This is a genomic window from Ectothiorhodospiraceae bacterium 2226, assembly GCA_013348725.1.
GTDB lineage: Bacteria > Pseudomonadota > Gammaproteobacteria.
In genome coordinates this window covers 759,983-777,636 of sequence record CP054689.1, presented here as the reverse complement: position 1 = coordinate 777,636, position 17,654 = coordinate 759,983, and the positions used below count along the sequence as shown (strand labels likewise).

Here is a 17,654-nt window from a genome sequence, read left to right as displayed (position 1 = left end):
GTGGACGACGTGACCAACAAGGCCCATGTGTTGCTGGTGGATGACGAGCCGGGCGTGCGCGACTCCATCGCATTGCTGCTCGAGTTGGAAGGCTATCGGGTCACTCAGGCCCCCGACGGTCAGGAAGCCTGGGAGCTGTTGGGACAGGCGCGTCCGGATCTTGTGATCTCGGACTATATGATGCCGCGCTTGAACGGCCGGCAGTTGGCCGAACGTCTACGCAGCGATCCGACGCTCGAAGACATACCGATACTGCTGATGAGCGGCGCCCTGCCGCCCGCGGTCGATCCTGCGGCCATCGCCGATGGATTCCTGCAAAAGCCCGCGAGTTTCGCGCACCTCAATCAGATGGTGGAGCTGCTGCTGTCGCGCGCCGCCGATTGACAACCACGCTAGCGCAAGGTCGCCACCCACCGTTCCTCGAACTCCGCCGCCGGCAGCGGCTCGCTGAACAGGTAACCCTGCCCCTCGTGGCAGCCCCAGGCTCGCAGCTGGTCGCGCTGGCGCTCGTTTTCGATTCCCTCCGCCACCACGCGTAGCGAGAAGTTGTGCCCGAGCTCGATGATCGAGCGCACGATACGCGCGGCCGCTGCGTCTTTCGGTAGACGCGAGACGAAGCTCTGGTCGATCTTCACGGTCTGCACCGGAAAGTGCAGGAAGTACGCGAACGACGAGAAGCCGGTGCCGAAGTCGTCGATGGCGATGCCCAGCCCCATGTCCACGAGTTCGGTGAGCATGCGCCGGTGCTCGGCGGGATCCTCGATGAGGACGCGCTCCGTGAGCTCCACTTCGAGCGCGTGCGCGAGCGCGGGATGCTCCGCCAGCGCGGCGCGCACGTCATGCAGCAGCCGGTCGTCCCGAAACTGATGCGCCGAGGCGTTGAACGAGACCGCGGGAATCGGCCCCGCCGCCTGCCAGCGCGCCAAGTCCTCGCACACCTGGGTGAGCACCGCCTGTCCTAGCGCGTTGATGAGGCCCGCGTCTTCGGCCACCCGCACGAACACCTCCGGCGTGACGTAGCCATGGTCCGGGCGGCACCAGCGCACCAGAGCCTCGGCGCTCGACATGCGGCCGGTGTCCAGGTCAACGCGCGGCTGATAATGCACCTCGAGCTGCCGCGCGCCGATGGCCTCGGCCAGCGCGCTGCGCAGCGTGACGCGCTGTGTCATCGCGTGGTGCAGTTGTGGCTCGAAGAATTCGATGCGATTGCGTCCGCGCGATTTGGCCTGGTGCAGGGCTGCGTCGGCGCGCTCGATCAGGTCGGTGGAGTCGCCGGCGCCGGCACTGAGCGCCACGCCGATGCTCGCCGCGAGATAAAGACGGCGGCCGTCCACTACCAGTTCCTGTTGCAGCGCGTCGAGCAGGCGCTGCGCGGCCTGTGCCGCCACTTCGCGGTCGCGCGCGTCGGCCAGGAGCACGAAGAACTCGTCGCCGCCTTGGCGCGCGAGCACGTCGCCGTAGTCCAGCGCCGCCTCGAGCCGTTCCGCCAAGGCCTTGATAATCTGGTCGCCGCGCGTGTGGCCCAGCGTGTCATTGACCGTCTTGAAATCGTCCAGGTCGAGCACGATGACCGCCGGCGCACGCACGCCGTGCTCCTGGTCGGCGACGGCGCGGACCAGCAACTCGTTGAACAGGGCGCGGTTGGGCAGGCCCGTCAACGGGTCGTGCTGGGCAGCGTAGGTGAGGTTCGCGCCCAGTCGCTCGCGAGCCGAGATTTCCTTCAGAAGCGACCGCGTGCGCTGGTCCACCTGTTCCTGCAGGGCGGCGTTGATTTGCTCGGCCTCGCGACATTGGCGGCGCAGTTCACGGCAGGTGCGCAGTCCCCAAAGACCGGCGGGCACCGCCAGCGCCGCGATGAGCAGCGGCCATAAGTGGTCGGCCCAAACCAACGCGAGCCCCGCCGTGGGGAGGTGGTCCGCCATCGGCCACGCGGCGGCACTGACGCCGCTGTACAGCAGGCCCGGCAGCGCCACGAGGGCGAGCGCAAAGGCCGGGGGCTCGGCGCCGCGCAGGGCCAGCCATTCCGAGAGGCCGAACAGCAGCGCCAAGGCGCCGAGCAGGCACAGCGCGGTCACCTCGGGCGACAGCCTGCCGGCTTCGGGCGCCGCAAGGGCGCGCCCGAGCAGGGCGAGTACCCCGAATAGTGTGAGCCACGCGGCCAAGCGCGCCAGACGGTGCAGTGGAGATGCATGCGGGCTGTCTGTGCGGTGTAACTTAGCGTCGATGCTATTCATTTCTTCTAGGCCGGTGGTGCAGCCGCGGCAGGCGGCGCGTGCGGCGCAGGGTTATTTCAAACAAGCTTAGCCGCTGTGGCGCAAATGGGCAGTCGTCCCGGCGGGTGGCCCCGCTGGCGGCGCCGCGCGCGCTCTGCGAGAATCGGGGCAAGACGTCTTGTTCGATGAATGAGGAGACATCATGAGTTCCGGAGACGGCGGGCCGCGAAAGCCGCGCGAGGGCAAGCTCGATGCCGGTCGCCTGGATGAGGTGGTACGCGCGGCGCAGCAGGCGCGCCTGGCGCGCGAGCAGGACTATCGCGCCCAATCGCTCAAGATCCATCCCTGGGTGTGCGGCCGCTGCGGGCGTGAGTTCACGCGCGAGAATCTGCATCTGCTCACCGTGCACCACAAGGACCACAACCACGACAACAACCCACCCGACGGCAGCAACTGGGAGAACCTCTGCATCTACTGCCACGACAACGAGCACGCGCGCTACCTCGATCACGCGGCCGGCGGTGGCAGCCATGCGCCCGACAAGGCTGCGGCGGCCACCCACAATCCGTTCGCGAGCCTGAAGGATCTGCTCAAGGACGACTGACCCTCGTCATGCCCCACGCGCGTCCTCCAGGCGCGCCAACGCCCGCGCCCGCCGCGCCTCCAGGGCGGCGAGGTCGCGCGGTTCCTCCAGGCTGCGGCGCCCTGCCTCGGCCACCATGCGGACGTGCTCTCCGATGATCCGCCGATGGTCCGCGTGGCGGGTCTGGCCCGCCAGCTGATCCAGCGTCGCCAGCAGGTGAATCAGCACCGCCGCGTTGCCCTGGGCGGCCTGACGGATCTCGTTCAGCGCGGCATCGACGATGCCGTCAAAGTCGGGGAAGCGGGCGTGCAGCCGCAGCACGCCCTCCTGGTCGCGCCAGGCGCGCCGCCCCGGTTGTTGCGCCATGGCCAGCGCCAGCGCGCGCCCGAGGCGGTCGACAACGGCGACTGCGGTATGGGGATCGTTGATGCCGGAGGAGAGGGCGCGTAGGGCGATCTCGACCAATTGCCGCAAGGAGAACTCCACGTCCTGCGCGGCGGTGCGCGCGTCGCCGATGACCACCGCCTCGCGTACGGCCTCGCGCAGCGCATCGCCGAGCGCGGTGGGCGGCCACACGCGCGCCAAGGCGCACCCCGCCAGCAGGTGGTGGCCGGGCCGGAAGTCGAGCGCGACGATGGCATCGTCGCGTTGCGCCTGGGCGAGGATGCTCTCGACATCCACGGTCTGCACGTAGCCGCCGCGCGTGGCTTCCACTTCCGCATACGGCAGATGCTCGCCCGGAGGGCGGGCGCCATCCTTCTCCACGGGGGCCTCGGTACTGGGCGCCAGCTGCGCCCGAATCGCCTGATCCAGCGCCGCGCCCACGCGCTGAATCATGGTGTCGGCCACGATCGAGCGCGCCAGGTGGTGGACGTAGAACAGCAGCGCGAAAACGCTCAGCAGGACCAGGGCGGTGCCGGCGGTCACGGCAGCGCGCGGCACCGCGTCCGCGTCCAACTCTCCGTGCAGGGTGCGCAGTACCAGGACGAGGTAAACTATCGTCCCGATGAACAGTCCCAGCACCAGTTGCGTGCGCTGGTCGGCGATGAAGCTGCGGATCAGGCGTGGGCCGAGCTGGGCGGCCGCGAGCGTGAGAACCACCATGGTGATCGACAGGGCCAGTGTGGCCATGGTGATCAACGCGGTGAGCAGGTTGGCCAGCAGGTCGAAGGCGTCGGTGGCATCGCCCCCGTGCAGCCACCACATGGACGCGGCTTCCGGCGGCAGCCCGCCGGGGACTTGCAAGGCCAGCCAGGCCAAGCCTGCCGCCCCCACGCTGATGATGGCCGGTGTAAACCACAGCCCGGTGCGAACTTTTTCCCAAACGGGTAGTAACCGCGCCAGCATGAGCCCTCCTTGGCCGTCGAGGCAGGCAGCGGGGTGCAAGAGGAACTGTATGCGGTCCGCCGGCGGGTGCAAGCGCGCGGGGGACGGGAGGAACGTTTGAGCGAGCACAGCCTGCTGTACACCGCCGCCGATGGCTTCGAGGCCGCGCGCCGGGTGGGTGGCCTCCACGGCCACAGCTTTGCGGTGCGTGCCTGGGCCGCCGCGGATCGGCTGGCCCCGGCCTTTCCCGGCGACGAGGCCGCCGCGCTCGGTGTGCGCCTCGCCGAGGTGCTGGGGCCGCTGCGCCACAGCCTGTTGGAGGATCGCGTGGAGGGAAGCGCCGACATCGAACTGGTGGCGTGGCTTGCCGCCCGCGTGCCGGGCACCGCGCTGTCGCTGCGCAGCGCGCCGGATCGCGGTGCCGCGGCAGGCGCCCGAGGCGAGCGGCTGCTCTGGCAGTGCTTTCGCATCGAGGCCGCGCATCGGCTGCCCCATGTGCCGGCGGGCCATCAGTGCGGCCGCATGCACGGGCATGGCTTCGAGGTGGTGCTGCACGCGCGGTGGGCGCCGGGCGTGGGCGAGCGTCTGGCGGCGGCCTGGGCACCGCTGCAGGCCCGGCTGCACCTCAGTTGTCTCAACGACCTGGCCGGGCTGGAGAACCCCACCAGCGAGGTTCTGGCTGCCTGGCTATGGGCCCGTCTGATCGAGCCGTTGCCCGAACTGGCGACGGTGAGCGTGCACGAGACGGCGACCGCCGGCTGCCGCTACGACGGCAGCCACTACCGCATCTGGAAGGACACGCACTTCGAGAGCGCGGTGCGGCTGCAGCGTGCGCCGCCGAGCGATGCGCGCCGCTTGCTGCACGGCCACAGTTATCGCCTCCGTCTGCACCTCGAAGCCCCGCTCGACGCCGTCATGGGCTGGACCGTCGACTATGGCGACGTGAAGGCGTGCTTCGCGCCCGTCTATGCGCGCCTCGACCACCACGCCCTGCACGAGCTGAACGGGCTGGAGGATGCCGATGCGGCCAGCCTGCTGCACTGGATCCGCGCCCGCACCGAGCCGGCCCTGCCGGCGCTCGACGCCATCGAACTGCACGAGTCGCCGACCCGCGGCGCGCAGCTCGCGTGGCGGCACGTGAGTCGGTTGCCGTTCTAGGGAAGCTCTGCGTTAGCGGACTACAGGAACGCGGATCAGAGCTTCCCTGGGCGGGCATCGCAGAACATGGCGGCCCACGGACCGGATCAGGGGCGCTCGCCGACGGTGTCGGCCACATGGGCCTCGCGATCACCGAGCGCGCGCTCGTCGCCCACGGTGGTGTCGTGGCGGGTCTGATGCTCCATCTCGGCATTCAGGGTCGCGCCCAGCAGCGCGATGAAGGCGGTCACCCACAGCCACATCAGCATCACGATCACCGCGCCCAGCGAGCCGTAGGTCTCGTTGTAGTCGCCGAAGTTCTGGACGTAGAACGAGAAGGCCCAGGAGCCGATCAACCACAGTACCGTGGCGAGCACGGCGCCCCACGTCACCCAACGCTTCTGGGGATTACGCCGGTCCGGTCCGTAGCGGTAGAGCACGCCCAGCGCCAGCACCACCGCCAGCCCGAGCAGCGGCCAGCGCACGATGGAGATCAGTGTCTGGCCGATCCCCTCCCAGCCCACCACCGCGAACATGATCGGCACCACCACGATGGTGGCAAGCGCCGCCAGCAGCACCAGGATCAGCACCAGGGTCAGCAGCAGGGCGGTGCCGTACAGACGGATCATGCCGCGCGACTCTTGCTCGCCGTACACGACGTTGAGCGCGATCATGGTCGCGTAGACGCCGCGCATGGCGCCCCACAGCGCGATCGCCAGACCGATCAGCGCACCGAGGCCGAGCGCCGCTCCCGAAGCCTCGGTCACCTCACTGAGCTGTTCGAGAATGAGCTCGCGCGTATCGGCCGGCACCATCTGCAGGTTTTCGACCAACTCCTGCACGTCGGCCGGGTCGAACGCGATGCCGTAGATGGAGACCAGTGCCGCGAGGGCGGGGAAGATGGCGAACAAGGCGTAGAAGGCCACGCCCGCGGCGATGATGGAGAGGTTGTTCTCGCTGATTTGGCTTTTGACGCGTAGGCCGACGTCGCGCCAGCCCTTACGGGGGATGTCTTTGGGCGCGCGGGCTCCCCGCCCGCGCGCGGCGGCGTCGTCGTCGGCCATCGGTGCGGCTCAGGCGGCGCGGCGCCAACGGCGCAGTGTGCCGCCGAACTCGCTGCCCCGCTTCTTCAACACGCCCCCAAGCACGGCCCCCAACGCGAGTCCCGCCGCCCCGAGCACCAGCGGCCGCTCGTGCATGATGCGCTGAGCATTGCCCATCGCGCGGCGGGCGCCCTGGCGGGCGTGCTCCGTCATGGCCTGCGCGCGCTGGCGTAAGCGCTCGCGGGCCGTCTCCAGATCGGCGCCTTCGTCGAGTGCGGCCTGGGCCTCTTCGAGTAGCGCGGCCGCATCCAGGTCGTCGATGCTATAGCCGAGCTCGCCGAGGGCATAGTCGAAGTCCTGGCGCAGCGCCTTCAGGTCGGGATTCTCCGGCGTGCGGTGGCGGCGGCGGCTCAACGCCGCGCCGAGTGCCGCGGCGCCGGCCAGCGTCGCAGCGATCCCTGCGCCGATCCATACCTTGCGATTTTGGACGTAGGGCATCGCGGCACCGCGCCAGCGCTTCGCGCTGTCCATGGCACGCTGCGTGAGCGGTTGCTCGCCGCGCACGCGATTTCCCAGGTTCTGTAAGCGGTTCGAGAAACCTTCGAGCTGTCGTGACAGGCGCTCCTCCTGCGCCGCCCATGTGGCGCGGGCGCGTTCCGCGACAGCCTGCGCGTGCTCCGGCAACGCCTCGGCGCTTGCCTTGGTGCGCGTCCAAAGTGCCATTGAGACCTCCTTGTCCCGTGTCGATCGGCTGCGGACCTCATGTAAAAACGAACGTGTTGCAGCGTTCAAAGCGAGTATAGCAGCGCGTCCGAACACGCCCTGCGCCTGGGCTGGATCGCGCAGCAAAATTGGTCGTGACGTGCAGCATTTTTCGATGCACGACGCACGCGGGGGGCGTTATAAAGCGCCCATCAACCGGCACCGCCGTAAACAGGACGGGAGGTTCAAGGCATGAGCGGATACGAGCAGGGCGAGGCGTTGTTTCAGGACGAGGCCGCCGACAGCGGGACCGACTGGCAGGATCTCGATGAGGAGCGTCTGATCGGGCGTCAGGAACGCAAGCGGCACGCCGACAAGCGGCGTGCCATCGAACGTTACTGGGAGGAGCAGCGGCTGCGGCGTCAACTCGGTGACTTCGACGAACTGGGCTGATCCTCGCACCGCGCGCCGCAGGCGACTGTTCAGCGCCGCAGGAATTGCTGCAGCGCCTCGTCGACCAAGCGGCGCCGCGCGCCGCGATACGCATAGGCGGCGAACGCCTGGCGCTCGATGACCGGGGCATCGGCAACGGCGTGGAGGCGCCCCGCGTCGAGGTGGGATTGGGCGGTGGGCTGCGGTAGGTAGGCCGCGCCCCCGCGTGCAAGGATGAAGTCCAAGGCGAGCCGTCCCTGGGCCATGCGCAGGCGCGGTTCCGGCGCGTCCGGGAAATGGCGTCCGTGCAGCACGTTGAACGAGGTGCCCCAGTCGACCCGCACGTAGCCCTCGCCAAGGGCCTCTCCGGCACTTACACCCGGTCGGGTGGTCAGCAGCACCAGACGCACGTCGGGCAGCTGCACGACGTGCAGATCCGGAATCTGCGGCGCCTCGAATAGGAAGGCGACGTCCAACACGCCCTCCAACAGCCGACGAATCAGGATGTCGGCGCCGTGCGCCTCGGCACGCAGTCGCAGTTCGGGGTGGGTCGCGTGCAGACCCTGCAGCCAGGGCTGCACCAGCATGTCCCACAGGTCGGCCATGCCGCCCACCGCGAGCGTCAGACCCTCCTCTTCGCTGAGCGGCACGCTCTGCAGCGCCGCCTGCCACTGGGCGAGGATGGCTTCGGCGTGACGCAGCAGGCGCTCGCCGGCCGGAGTGAGCTGGATATTGTTGCGCGCGCGCGTGAGTAGCCGCGCGCCGAGCAGTTCTTCCAGTTGGCGGATGCGGGCGCTGGCGGCGGAGTGGGTGATGTAAAGGTTATCGGCAGCGCGCCCGAAATGGCGCGTGCGGTAGACTTCCACGAAGGTCTTCAGAAGGTCGATGTCCATGTGCGCATCTTCGCCCGCCACGCGTCCCGCCGCCACCGTGCGCGCGGCCCGCGCCGCGGACCGGCCCCAGCTCGAGGCCTTGGAGGCCCTGTTTCCGGGCGACCGCCTCTCGGCACGCGCCTGGCGGCACCTGCTCAGCCGCGCCCAGGCGGACGTGCTGGTGGTCGAGGAGGCAGCAGGGGTGCTGGTGGCCGACGCCGTGGTGCTGTATCGGCGTGGCTCGCACCGCGCGCGCCTGTACTCGCTGGTGGTGCATCCGCAGTGGGGCCGCCGTGGCATTGCCACCGCGCTGTTGGACGCCGTCGAGTCACATGCCGCGGCGCGCGGCTGTCGCGAGTTGCGGCTGGAGGTGCGGGCCGACAACGCCGGCGCCATCGCGCTGTATCGCCGGCGCGGCTTTCACGAGCAAGGCTATCGTGCCGCGTACTACGACGACGGGGTCGGCGCGCTACGCATGGGCAAGCCGCTTCCGCCCCCGGTCTCGCCTCAGCCGAAGTAGGGCGGTTCGTTCCCCGGCTTCCACTTGATGTTGCAGCCGATGCTCGGCTTCTGGTCTGCCGGCAGCGGCTCGCCGGCCAGTGCCGCCTCGGCCGCCGCGCGCAGGTCATTGCCCGTGACCGGCAGGTTGTTGCCCGGTCGGCTCTCGTCGAACTGACCGCGATACACCAGGCGGCGCGCCTTGTCGAACAGGAAGAAATCGGGCGTGCAGGCGGCCATGTAGGCCTTCGCCACGGCCTGCGTCTCGTCGAACAGGTAGGGGAAGGTGTAGCCGACGGAGCGCGCCTCCTCGGCCATCTTGGCGGGACTGTCGTCGGGCTTTTGGCTAATATCGTTGGCGTTGATGCCGACCACCGCCAAGCCGCGCGGCTGATAGTCGGCGGCGAAGCGCGCCAACTCGCTGCGGATGTGCTTCACGTAGGGGCAGTGGTTGCACATGAACACCACCAGTAGCGCGGGCTGGTCGGCGAAGTCGGCCAGCGTGTACTGGCGCCCGGTGGGATCGGGTAGCGCGAAGTCCGGCGCCGGGGTGCCCAGCGCGAGCATGGTGGAAGGGGTCAACGCCATGATCGGCCTCCAGTAATCGCGACGCAGGGCATTGTAGAGGCGCCCGCGCGCGCTGAAAAGCGCGCCGCGGCGCGCGCCGCGGCGCGTGCTCCCGTGGGCTAGAGCCGGTCCTGCAGGCCGGTGATGCCCTCGGCCTCGGCGCAATGTGCGCAACAGTAGATTTTGTCGGACGCCTCGACGCCGTGCCCCATGACCAGGCAGCCGCAGTGGGCGCAGCGGGGGGCGAGTGCATGCACGGCGCATTCAAAGCTGTCGAAGGTGTGCTGCTTGCCCGCCATCACCACGTCGAAGCTCTTGTCGTAGTCGTTGCCACAAACCTCACAGCGCGACATGGTGACCTCCTAGGAAATGCGTTGGGTCAGCAACTGCTTGGCCCGTTCGGCGATACGGCGGTTGTGATCCTGCACCTCTTGGAAGAATTGTTTGGCTTCCTGATCACCTTCCTGATCCGCGTCGCCGATGTACTTCTCGGCCGTGTCCGCCGCCTGTAGCGCATGGTAGAGCGTGCTGACGATGTCGTAATCTTCGTCTCGGACGCCGGTGGCGCGTTCGCTTTCACGCATGGTAATGTCCTCCTGTCGCGTGGCCATCCTTGGTTGAGCGAAAGAACGCCCGACGGCGCGGTTATGCAAACAGCGGGCGCCGCCCAGCGCGCGTTACCTTGAAGTGTAGGACCCGCCTCTGCACTGTAAAGCGCCTGCGCAAGGCATACACCAGCCACTCCTCGAGTCCCGTTCATGTCGCAAGCGCTCGATCTCTTCAGCGTCCAAGTGCGTATCAGCGCGCGCGCGCGTTCCGTGCGCCTGCGCGTCACCGCGCACGGTGCGGTGGAGGTCGTGGTGCCGCCCGGCTTCGATCAGGCGCAGCTGCCGCAGATCCTGGCGGAGGGGGCGGTCTGGGTGCGACGTACCCAGGCGCGCCTGGCCGCCCGCCGGGCCGATCTCGCACCGCACTTGGTCGAGCCGCTGCCGCGCGAGGTCCGCCTGGCGGCGGTGGCGCGGCATTGGCAGGTCGACTACCGTCTCGGCGCCCGGCGGCGCTGGCGGATGCAGGATGAGCGCTTGGTGTTGCACGGTCCCGAGGATGTGCAAGGCTGGCGCGGGGCATTGCACGCCTGGCTGCTCGCCCAGGGGCGGCACCATCTGCCCGACTGGCTGGCGCGCGTCGCCGCCGAGGCCGCTTTACCGTTCGCGGGCTTGAGCGTGCGTCGCCAGCGTGGCCGCTGGGGTAGCTGCTCCGCGCGCAAGACCATCAACCTCAACTGCAAGCTGTTGTTCCTGCCGGCGCCACTGGTGCGCCACGTGATGCTGCACGAGCTCTGCCACACCCGACACCTCGATCACTCGCCGCGCTTCTACGCCTTGCTGCACCGCCTCGACCCCGACACGGCGGTGCATCGGCAGGCGCTCAGCGAGGCCTGGCGTTACGTCCCCCTTTGGGCAGAGTGACGCGCATCACCGCCGCCGCCTACCGGGCGCGTGGTAACATGGCGCAAAAACCGCCACACATACCAGCCGATGCCCCTCGATTACCCGGTGTTACTGCTACCCGCCACGCTGCTGCTGGCGCTGTTCCTGTTGCTCGTGCTGTGGGTGCAACTGCCTCGTCTGCGCGCGTCCACGCGGCGGCGGCGCATCGAGCGTGTGGTGCGTCGCCTCGGCGGCGAGTACCTGCGCGACGTGATGCTGCCCGATCCCGTGGACGGTCATCTGCAGATCGATTACCTGGTGCTCGCCCCGCGCAGCCTGCTGGTGCTGGACGTGCGTCCTTATGAGGGCGCCATCTTCGCCGGGGCCTCGCTCGATGCCTGGACACAGATGATCGGCCGGCGCAGCTTCAAGTTCGCCAATCCGCTGGCCGACGTGCGCCTGCGCTGCGCGGCGCTGGCGCCTTATGCCCAGGCAATCCCGGTGGAGGGGCGCGTGGTGTTCACGCGTGAGGCCTGGTTCCCCAAGGGGGTGCCGGAAGGCGTCTCGCGCCTGGATGAATTGGTGCAGGACATCGGCACCACGCCCGGCGAGGGCGAGCCGGGGCCGAAGCTGCGCGAGGCCTGGACACGTATCAAGGCGGCGGTGCAGCCGGCGGTCCTGCCGGCCCCCCGGTATCCAAGACGCACCAGCTACGCGTTGTTGGTGGCGCTGCTCGGCCTGCTCCTGGTGTCGGCGCGCCTGGTGGTGTGAGGTCGATGTTGCGCGGGGCGCGAGCCGATGACTGAGACGCCGCGCGCGGCGGATGCGCAGGCGCTCGGCGCGCAGCTCTATGCCGCGCTGGCGCCGCGGGTGCAGCAGACGCTGCGCGCCCACCCGGGCGGCGTCAAGGAGGCCGAATTGCTGCGCCGGCTGGGGGAGGCGGGCACGCCGGGCTTCGAGCGCGAGGCGCGCGGCACCTCGCTCGGGCTGTTCCGCGCCCACTTCATGTTGTTCCACGTGCTGTACCGCCTGCGCGATACCCTGGCGCCCGACGAGACGCTGGATATCGACTGTCGCTGCATCCGGCTGCGGCCGGCCGCGCCGGCGCGCGCGCGGGCGGTGCAGGCGGTCGATCCGCTGCGCCTCTACTACCTTGACCTGTCGCGCCTGGCCCTGAACGAAACCGATGTGCAGGCCCTGCTGGCGGGCTTCTGGCGCGGCGCGCGCGGCGTGGATGTCGGCGGTCGCGCGGGCGCGCTGGCGGAGCTGGGACTCAGTGAGCCGGTGACCGCGGCAGCCATCAAGCGGCGCTACCGAGAGCTCGCCATGCAACGTCATCCCGATCGCGGCGGCAGCACCGAGGCGCTGCAGGCCCTGAACGCCGCGCTGGCCGTGTTGCTGCCGAACGGCAGCCGCTGAGGAACCTGCCTAAAACTCGCGGCGCGCGTACAGCTGCCAGCCATCCTCCGCCCCCTGCCGGTATTCCAGCCCGATGCCGCCTGGTCCCGCAGTCACCACCTCGGCACCCAGCCGGTGCAGGAAGCGCTCGCGTTGGCGCAGATCCACCGTGCGGTCCACCGGCCCGCGCAGGCGTTCCTCGCCCTCCAGGTACACCCGCGAAGTGCCCGCGCTGAGCCGCAGCCGCTCGGCCACGCGCCAGGTGCCCGCGACGCCGACCTCCGCCCGGTGTGCGTGCAGGCGCAGGCGCTGCTCGTCGCGCTCGTCGTCGGCGTCCATGTAGCGGTAGCCGGCGCCGAGGTCGAGCGCGAAGGGGCCGCGGCTCCAGGCGTGATAGCGCAGGTCGAAGCCGAGGTACCAACCGCGGGCGTCCATGGCCGGGTTGCGGGTGCGCGGGCGCAGATACAGAAAACCGAGTTCCACGCCGCCGCTCAGCCGCGCGTCCAGTCCTTCGCGCCAGCTGATGCCGAGACGCTCGGCGCGCACCCGTTCATCCTCGCCGTCGAAGCGCCAGGTGCTGTTGACGCGCGTGCCCTCCAGGCTCATGTCCGTTATCGGATAGGGGCCGCCGCCGAAGGCCGCCGCGCCCTGCGCGCCGGCCAGCAGCGCCAGGCTCGACATCGATATCAAAAGCATTCTCCGCATAGGCTTGGCAGCCCTCCGCGCACTGGTTTAAGGTTGACCAACAAAAACAAAGGCTAGGGAAGCTCTGATCCATTCAGACCTTCCCGCGGCGCAGGGATTGTGCCGCGTGGTCTGAGCCATCCAGGATGGATTCAGACCTTCCCTGGCCGCGCGCCGCAGGGGTTTTGAGGCCGTTGTGCCAAGGGCCGTGAAAGGTGCCCCGATGCGGCATATGCTTTCCAGAACCGTTTGAAGCGTATGCAAGGAGGAGTCGGACGGATGAGAAAGAACAAGACCGCCCCCCTCAGTCTGCCTTCCGGGCAGGTTTATTCCGAGGAAACTTCGGCGCGAGGCCAATCGGTATCGGCCCTGCACCGCTGGCTGGTGCGCCGCCTGATCGAGGCCGCCGGCCGTCCGCCCTGCGCGATTGTGCTGTGGAACGGCGAAACGTTCTATGGCAGTACCCGCAAGCCCGTCGCGCAACTGCACGTGCGCGACCGCGGGGCCCTGTTCCGCCTGCTGCGTAACCCCGGCCTGCAATTCGGCGAACTCTACACCGAGGGCCGTTTGCGCATCGAGGGCAGTCTGCGCGGCTTTCTCGAGGTGGTCTACCGCGCCATGGACCGCGCCGAGCGTTCGCCCTTGCTGCGCGTGCTCGGTTATACCCGTCGCCGCTCCAATTCCCTTGCCGGCTCGCGCGACAACATCCACCATCATTACGACCTCGGCAACGAGTTCTACCAACTGTGGCTGGACACCGCGTACACGCAGTATACCTGCGCGTACTATGCCGACCCGAGCATGTCCCTGGAGCAGGCGCAGATCGCCAAGCTGCACCACGTGTGCCGCAAGCTGCAGTTGAAGCCCGGGCAGACGGTGGTCGAGGCCGGCTGCGGCTGGGGCGGGCTGGCGCGCTTCATGGCCGAGCATTACGGGGTGCGCGTCAAGGCATTCAACATCTCCCATGAGCAGGTGCGCTACGCGCGGGCACGCGCCGCCGCCGATGGCCTGGACGACCGGGTCGAGTACATCGAGGACGATTACCGCAACATCCAGGGCGAGTACGACGCCTTCGTCTCGGTGGGCATGCTCGAGCACGTGGGTCGCGACAACTACCGCACCCTCGGCGACGTCGTCGACCGCTGCCTGAAACCCGAGGGGCGCGGCCTGATTCACACCATCGGGCGTAACCGCCCCAAGCCGATGAACGCGTGGATCGAGCGGCACATCTTTCCCGGCGCCTATCCGCCGACGCTGCGCGAGATGATGGACATCTTCGAGGGCGCGCCCTTTTCGGTGTTGGACGTGGAGAACCTGCGCATGCACTACGCGCGCACCCTGGAGCATTGGCTGGAGCGCTACGACGGCCACGTCGAGCAGGTGCGCGAGATGTTCGACGAGGGTTTCGTGCGCGCCTGGCGCCTGTACCTCGTCGGTTCGGCGGCCGCGTTCGCCAGTGGCGAGCTGCAGCTCTTCCAGGTGGCCTTCGCCCGCGCCCATGACAACGAGGTGCCGGCCACCCGCCGACATGTGTACGCGGAGAGTGGCGTATGAGCACGACCGAGCTCGACGTGCTGATCGTGGGCGGCGGCCCGGCGGGCTCCACCCTGGCGTGGCGTCTGCGCGGTAGCGGGCTGCGCGTGGGCATCGTGGACAAGCGCCGCTTCCCGCGCGACAAGGTCTGCGCCGGCTGGATCACCCCGGCCGTGGTGCAGGAGCTCGCGCTGGACCTCGAGGACTACGGCAGCGGGCACGTGTTGCAGCCCATTACCGGCTTTCGCGTGGGCATGCTGGGCGGGCGCATGAGCGAGAGCGACTATGGCGAGGTGGTGAGTTACGGCATCCGGCGCTGCGAGTTCGATCACTACCTACTGGCGCGCTGCGGCGCCGAGCTGCACCTGGACACCGCGGTCAAGTCGCTGCGGCGCGACGGAGGTGTCTGGGTGGTGAATGAGCACCTGCGCGCGCCGCTGCTGGTGGGGGCGGGCGGCCACTTCTGCCCGGTGGCGCGCGCGCTGGGCGCCGACCTCGGGCGCAGCGAGATGGTGATCGCGGCGCAGGAGGTCGAGTTTCGGCTGAGCCCGGCCCAGGCCGCCGCGAGCCCGGTGCGCGGGGCGGTGCCCGAGCTGTATTTCTGTCGCGACCTGAAGGGCTATGCCTGGGTGTTTCGCAAGGGCGAGTACCTGAACGTGGGCCTCGGCCGCGAGGGCAACCACCGCCTCGCCGCCCACGTCAGCGATTTCGTCGCCTTCCTGCAGCGCGAGGGCCGAATCCCGGCGGACGCGCCCTCACGCTTCTCCGGCCACGCTTACCTGTTGTACCCCAGCGCCCCGCGGCCCCTGACCGGGGAGGGGGCGCTGCTCATCGGCGACGCGGCCGGTCTTGCCTATCCGCAGAGCGGCGAGGGCATCCGCCCGGCCGTGGAGTCCGCGTTGCTCGCCGCCGAGGCGATAGCCGCCGCGCCCGAACCCGCGGCCACCGACCTCGCCGCCTACGCGCGCGCCATGACCGCGCGCTTCGGTCCCCGCCAGAGCAAGCCCGCGGTCAGCGGGGCGCTGCCGCCGGGGCTCAAGACCTACCTCGGCGGCAAGCTGCTCGGCACGCGCTGGTTCACGCGCCGCGTGGTGATGGACCGCTGGTTCCTGCACACCCATCAAGCGCCCCTGGACGCCGCCTGAATGCAACTGCTGCTCGTCCGTCATGCGCACGCCGGTTCGCCGGAGGAGTTCGCCGCCACCGGCCGCCACGACGGGGAGCGCCCCCTGAGCCGCGCGGGCGCGGACAAGATGCGCGGCGTCGCGCATGCCCTGCACATGCAGATCCCGCAGCTCGACCTGATCGCCAGCAGCCCCTACGTACGGGCCCTGGAGACCGCGCGCATCCTGGCCGAGCCGTACGGTCTCGAGGTGGTGGAGGTGCCGGCGCTGATCCCCGATCAGCCGCCGGCGGCGGTGGTCGATTGGCTGCGCGAGCAGTCGGCCGAGGCGGTGGCGGTGGTGGGGCACGAGCCGGCGCTGGGGACCTTGGCCAGCTACCTGCTGGCGGGTGCCGCGCGCCCCTTCATCACCTTCAAGAAGGCGGGGGCCTGCCTCATCGAGCACCCGGGGGCGCCCGCGCCGGGCACCGGCACGCTGATCTGGTCGCTCACCGGAGGCCAATTGCGCAAGCTCCCGCATGGCAGCGACTGAGCCTGCCCGTGCCGCGGGCGAGGCGCAGGTGGCCGCCGTCGATCTCGGTTCCAACAGCTTTCACCTGATCGTCGCGCGCGTGGTGGACGGGCGCGTGCACGTGGTGGACCGCCTGCGCGAAATGGTGCGCCTGGGGGGCGGCGTGGATGCCGACGGGCGCCTGGACCCGGCGGTGGCCGAGCGGGCGCTGGCCTGTCTGCGTCGCTTCGGCCAACGCCTGCGCGGCTTGCCCGCGTCCAACGTGCGCGCGGTCGGCACCAATGCGCTGCGTCAGGCGCACGCCGCCGGCGCGTTCCGGCGTGAGGCCGAAGCGGCGCTCGGCCACGCGATCGAGATCGTGGCGGGCCGCGAGGAGGCGCGCCTGATCTTCCTCGGGGTGGCTCGCGCCGAGGCGCCGGCGACGGGGCGCCGCCTGGTGGTCGACATCGGCGGCGGCAGTACCGAGCTGGTTATCGGCGAGGGCACGCACCCGTTGCTCGCGGAGAGTCTCGAGATCGGCTGCGTGAGCGCCAGCCGCCTGGTGGCGGATCCCATCACGGCAGAGGGTCTGCGGCGCGCCGAACTCGCCGCGCGGCTGGAACTCGAGCCTTACGAGGCTGCCTTTCGCGCGAGCGGCTGGCGGCAGGCGCTCGGTACCTCGGGCACCATCAAGGCCGTGGGGGCGGTGGCGCAGGCGTCCGGTTGGGTGGACGGCGCGGGGATCACCCGCCCGGCGCTGGATCGATTGCAGGAAGCGCTGCTGTCCGCCGGTTCGGCGCAGGCGCTCAAGCTTCCCGGCCTGGACGCCGATCGCCGGCCCGTGTTCGCGGGTGGTGTGGCGGTGCTGCGCGCGGTGTTCGAGGCGCTGGGGCTCGAGCGGCTCGCCGTGGCCGAGAGCGCGCTGCGCGAAGGCTTGCTGTACGACCTGCTGGGGCGCCTCGCGCACGAGGACGTGCGCGGCGCCACCATCGAGGCGCTCAGCCAGCGCTTCGTGGTCGATGCAGCGCAGGCCGAGCGCGTGGCGCGCACCGCGGGCGCCCTGTTGCGCGAAGCGGCCGGCGCCTGGGCGCTGACCGATGACGCGCATGGGGAGCTGCTCGCCTGGGGCGCGCGCCTGCACGAGTTGGGGCTGGCCCTGGCCCACAACCGCTATCATCGCCACGGCGCGTACGTGCTCGAGCACGCGGACCTGCCGGGGTTCTCGCGCGACGAGCAGCAGCGTCTCGCCCTGCTGGTGCTGGCCCACCGGCGCAAGTTTCCGCTCGAGGCCGTGCAGCGCCTTCCGGAAGCGGCGCGGCAGTCGCTCACGCGCCTCGCGGTGCTGTTGCGCCTGGCCGTGGTGTTGCACCGTGGGCGAAATCCCGAGCCCATCCCGACGCCGAGCCTCGGCGTGGACGGTGACAGACTCCTGCTCGATTTCCCGCCGGGCTGGCTCGACCAGCACCCGCTGACCCGCGCCGACCTCGCCCAGGAGGCGCAGTATCTACGCCCGTTGCACCTGACGCTGCGCTGCCGCTGAGGGCCGGTGGCGGCTGCGCGCATCCGGCTATGCTTCCTGAAGAAGCGGCAACCGGCAGGATGCACCGTTGGATCTCAATTTCA

General features: G+C 69.7%; 21 protein-coding genes. 12 read left to right on the top strand and 9 right to left on the bottom strand.

What is annotated here, in order from left to right:
* Entirely contained in the window at window positions 1–384 is a 384-nt protein-coding gene (locus HUS23_03630) for a response regulator (protein ID QKT02962.1), read from the top strand.
* A gap of 8 nt (window positions 385–392) precedes the next feature.
* Here HUS23_03630 and HUS23_03625 read toward each other — a convergent pair whose 3' ends face one another.
* Complete coding sequence (locus tag HUS23_03625; GenBank protein ID QKT02961.1) at window positions 393–2,234, bottom strand: EAL domain-containing protein; 1,842 nt, start codon at window positions 2,232–2,234, stop codon at window positions 393–395.
* Between the two features lie 181 nt (window positions 2,235–2,415).
* Between HUS23_03625 and HUS23_03620 the strand changes: the two genes are divergently transcribed.
* Window positions 2,416–2,817, top strand: a complete 402-nt coding sequence (locus HUS23_03620) for an HNH nuclease family protein (protein ID QKT02960.1) — start codon at window positions 2,416–2,418, stop codon at window positions 2,815–2,817.
* A 6-nt stretch (window positions 2,818–2,823) separates the two neighbouring features.
* On the opposite strand, the gene HUS23_03615 is transcribed toward HUS23_03620, so the two are convergent.
* The gene (locus HUS23_03615) at window positions 2,824–4,143 is read right to left on the bottom strand and encodes a DUF2254 domain-containing protein (protein QKT02959.1); all 1,320 of its coding nucleotides are present in this window, start codon (window positions 4,141–4,143) and stop codon (window positions 2,824–2,826) included.
* Window positions 4,144–4,239: 96 nt separating this feature from the next.
* Between HUS23_03615 and HUS23_03610 the strand changes: the two genes are divergently transcribed.
* On the top strand, window positions 4,240–5,280 hold the full coding sequence (locus HUS23_03610; protein QKT02958.1) for a 6-carboxytetrahydropterin synthase: 1,041 nt from the start codon (window positions 4,240–4,242) through the stop codon (window positions 5,278–5,280).
* An 86-nt stretch (window positions 5,281–5,366) separates the two neighbouring features.
* Here HUS23_03610 and HUS23_03605 read toward each other — a convergent pair whose 3' ends face one another.
* Together HUS23_03605 and HUS23_03600 are read right to left on the bottom strand one after the other, a co-directional pair.
* Window positions 5,367–6,323 (bottom strand): YihY/virulence factor BrkB family protein, encoded by a 957-nt coding sequence (locus HUS23_03605; GenBank protein ID QKT02957.1) that lies wholly within the window; start codon window positions 6,321–6,323, stop codon window positions 5,367–5,369.
* A gap of 9 nt (window positions 6,324–6,332) precedes the next feature.
* Window positions 6,333–7,025 carry a hypothetical protein gene (locus tag HUS23_03600; protein QKT02956.1) on the bottom strand — a complete coding sequence of 231 codons (693 nt, stop codon included), beginning with the start codon at window positions 7,023–7,025 and terminating at the stop codon, window positions 6,333–6,335.
* A gap of 231 nt (window positions 7,026–7,256) precedes the next feature.
* Between HUS23_03600 and HUS23_03595 the strand changes: the two genes are divergently transcribed.
* Entirely contained in the window at window positions 7,257–7,457 is a 201-nt protein-coding gene (locus HUS23_03595) for a hypothetical protein (protein ID QKT02955.1), read from the top strand.
* Between the two features lie 29 nt (window positions 7,458–7,486).
* Here the strand turns inward: HUS23_03595 and HUS23_03590 are convergent, their stop codons facing one another.
* The gene (locus HUS23_03590) at window positions 7,487–8,329 is read right to left on the bottom strand and encodes a LysR family transcriptional regulator (GenBank protein ID QKT02954.1); all 843 of its coding nucleotides are present in this window, start codon (window positions 8,327–8,329) and stop codon (window positions 7,487–7,489) included.
* Between HUS23_03590 and HUS23_03585 the strand changes: the two genes are divergently transcribed.
* The gene (locus HUS23_03585; protein QKT04956.1) at window positions 8,328–8,828 is read left to right on the top strand and encodes a GNAT family N-acetyltransferase; all 501 of its coding nucleotides are present in this window, start codon (window positions 8,328–8,330) and stop codon (window positions 8,826–8,828) included. The two genes, HUS23_03590 and HUS23_03585, sit on opposite strands and share 2 nt — an antisense overlap.
* Here the strand turns inward: HUS23_03585 and HUS23_03580 are convergent.
* The 3 genes from HUS23_03580 to HUS23_03570 all read right to left on the bottom strand — a co-directional run bounded on the left by HUS23_03580 (window position 8,816) and on the right by HUS23_03570 (window position 9,984).
* Window positions 8,816–9,394: a thioredoxin family protein gene (locus HUS23_03580; GenBank protein QKT02953.1), complete on the bottom strand. Its 579-nt coding sequence runs from the start codon at window positions 9,392–9,394 to the stop codon at window positions 8,816–8,818. The two genes, HUS23_03585 and HUS23_03580, sit on opposite strands and share 13 nt — an antisense overlap.
* Window positions 9,395–9,492: 98 nt before the next feature.
* The gene (locus HUS23_03575) at window positions 9,493–9,726 is read right to left on the bottom strand and encodes a hypothetical protein (protein ID QKT02952.1); all 234 of its coding nucleotides are present in this window, start codon (window positions 9,724–9,726) and stop codon (window positions 9,493–9,495) included.
* 9 nt (window positions 9,727–9,735) lie between these two features.
* On the bottom strand, window positions 9,736–9,984 hold the full coding sequence (locus tag HUS23_03570) for a hypothetical protein (protein ID QKT02951.1): 249 nt from the start codon (window positions 9,982–9,984) through the stop codon (window positions 9,736–9,738).
* A 147-nt stretch (window positions 9,985–10,131) separates the two neighbouring features.
* Between HUS23_03570 and HUS23_03565 the strand changes: the two genes are divergently transcribed.
* The 3 genes from HUS23_03565 to HUS23_03555 all read left to right on the top strand — a co-directional run bounded on the left by HUS23_03565 (window position 10,132) and on the right by HUS23_03555 (window position 12,222).
* Window positions 10,132–10,842, top strand: coding sequence for a M48 family metallopeptidase (locus HUS23_03565; GenBank protein QKT02950.1), 711 nt, complete (start codon window positions 10,132–10,134; stop codon window positions 10,840–10,842).
* Between the two features lie 69 nt (window positions 10,843–10,911).
* Window positions 10,912–11,574: an NERD domain-containing protein gene (locus HUS23_03560; GenBank protein ID QKT02949.1), complete on the top strand. Its 663-nt coding sequence runs from the start codon at window positions 10,912–10,914 to the stop codon at window positions 11,572–11,574.
* A 27-nt stretch (window positions 11,575–11,601) separates the two neighbouring features.
* A complete protein-coding gene (locus HUS23_03555; GenBank protein ID QKT02948.1) occupies window positions 11,602–12,222 on the top strand; it encodes a DnaJ domain-containing protein in 621 nt (206 codons plus the stop codon).
* Window positions 12,223–12,231: 9 nt separating this feature from the next.
* On the opposite strand, the gene HUS23_03550 is transcribed toward HUS23_03555, so the two are convergent.
* The gene (locus HUS23_03550) at window positions 12,232–12,882 is read right to left on the bottom strand and encodes a hypothetical protein (protein ID QKT02947.1); all 651 of its coding nucleotides are present in this window, start codon (window positions 12,880–12,882) and stop codon (window positions 12,232–12,234) included.
* 282 nt (window positions 12,883–13,164) lie between these two features.
* Between HUS23_03550 and HUS23_03545 the strand changes: the two genes are divergently transcribed.
* Genes HUS23_03545 through HUS23_03530 form a run of 4 tightly spaced genes read left to right on the top strand, consistent with a single transcriptional unit; the run spans window position 13,165 to window position 17,571 of the window.
* Window positions 13,165–14,439 (top strand): class I SAM-dependent methyltransferase, encoded by a 1,275-nt coding sequence (locus tag HUS23_03545; GenBank protein ID QKT02946.1) that lies wholly within the window; start codon window positions 13,165–13,167, stop codon window positions 14,437–14,439.
* Entirely contained in the window at window positions 14,436–15,563 is a 1,128-nt protein-coding gene (locus HUS23_03540; GenBank protein QKT02945.1) for an NAD(P)/FAD-dependent oxidoreductase, read from the top strand. The genes HUS23_03545 and HUS23_03540 overlap by 4 nt, the downstream gene beginning before the upstream one ends.
* Window positions 15,564–16,073, top strand: coding sequence for a histidine phosphatase family protein (locus HUS23_03535; GenBank protein QKT02944.1), 510 nt, complete (start codon window positions 15,564–15,566; stop codon window positions 16,071–16,073).
* The gene (locus tag HUS23_03530) at window positions 16,060–17,571 is read left to right on the top strand and encodes a Ppx/GppA family phosphatase (protein QKT02943.1); all 1,512 of its coding nucleotides are present in this window, start codon (window positions 16,060–16,062) and stop codon (window positions 17,569–17,571) included. The genes HUS23_03535 and HUS23_03530 overlap by 14 nt, the downstream gene beginning before the upstream one ends.
* The last annotated feature ends 83 nt before the right edge of the window (window positions 17,572–17,654 follow it).

Excerpts from the sequence above, each read along its gene's own strand:
- HUS23_03560 (QKT02949.1), top strand. The coding sequence starts at position 10,912 with ATGCCCCTCGATTACCCGGTGTTACTGCTACCCGCCACGCTGCTGCTG.
- HUS23_03550 (QKT02947.1), bottom strand. The coding sequence starts at position 12,882 with ATGTCGAGCCTGGCGCTGCTGGCCGGCGCGCAGGGCGCGGCGGCCTTC.
- HUS23_03570 (QKT02951.1), bottom strand. The coding sequence starts at position 9,984 with ATGGCCACGCGACAGGAGGACATTACCATGCGTGAAAGCGAACGCGCC.
- HUS23_03565 (QKT02950.1), top strand. The coding sequence starts at position 10,132 with ATGTCGCAAGCGCTCGATCTCTTCAGCGTCCAAGTGCGTATCAGCGCG.
- HUS23_03575 (QKT02952.1), bottom strand. The coding sequence starts at position 9,726 with ATGTCGCGCTGTGAGGTTTGTGGCAACGACTACGACAAGAGCTTCGAC.
- HUS23_03590 (QKT02954.1), bottom strand. The coding sequence starts at position 8,329 with ATGGACATCGACCTTCTGAAGACCTTCGTGGAAGTCTACCGCACGCGC.
- HUS23_03605 (QKT02957.1), bottom strand. The coding sequence starts at position 6,323 with ATGGCCGACGACGACGCCGCCGCGCGCGGGCGGGGAGCCCGCGCGCCC.
- HUS23_03620 (QKT02960.1), top strand. The coding sequence starts at position 2,416 with ATGAGTTCCGGAGACGGCGGGCCGCGAAAGCCGCGCGAGGGCAAGCTC.
- HUS23_03555 (QKT02948.1), top strand. The coding sequence starts at position 11,602 with ATGACTGAGACGCCGCGCGCGGCGGATGCGCAGGCGCTCGGCGCGCAG.
- HUS23_03625 (QKT02961.1), bottom strand. The coding sequence starts at position 2,234 with ATGAATAGCATCGACGCTAAGTTACACCGCACAGACAGCCCGCATGCA.
- HUS23_03530 (QKT02943.1), top strand. The coding sequence starts at position 16,060 with ATGGCAGCGACTGAGCCTGCCCGTGCCGCGGGCGAGGCGCAGGTGGCC.
- HUS23_03545 (QKT02946.1), top strand. The coding sequence starts at position 13,165 with ATGAGAAAGAACAAGACCGCCCCCCTCAGTCTGCCTTCCGGGCAGGTT.
- HUS23_03580 (QKT02953.1), bottom strand. The coding sequence starts at position 9,394 with ATGGCGTTGACCCCTTCCACCATGCTCGCGCTGGGCACCCCGGCGCCG.
- HUS23_03595 (QKT02955.1), top strand. The coding sequence starts at position 7,257 with ATGAGCGGATACGAGCAGGGCGAGGCGTTGTTTCAGGACGAGGCCGCC.
- HUS23_03540 (QKT02945.1), top strand. The coding sequence starts at position 14,436 with ATGAGCACGACCGAGCTCGACGTGCTGATCGTGGGCGGCGGCCCGGCG.
- HUS23_03600 (QKT02956.1), bottom strand. The coding sequence starts at position 7,025 with ATGGCACTTTGGACGCGCACCAAGGCAAGCGCCGAGGCGTTGCCGGAG.
- HUS23_03585 (QKT04956.1), top strand. The coding sequence starts at position 8,328 with ATGTGCGCATCTTCGCCCGCCACGCGTCCCGCCGCCACCGTGCGCGCG.
- HUS23_03535 (QKT02944.1), top strand. The coding sequence starts at position 15,564 with ATGCAACTGCTGCTCGTCCGTCATGCGCACGCCGGTTCGCCGGAGGAG.
- HUS23_03615 (QKT02959.1), bottom strand. The coding sequence starts at position 4,143 with ATGCTGGCGCGGTTACTACCCGTTTGGGAAAAAGTTCGCACCGGGCTG.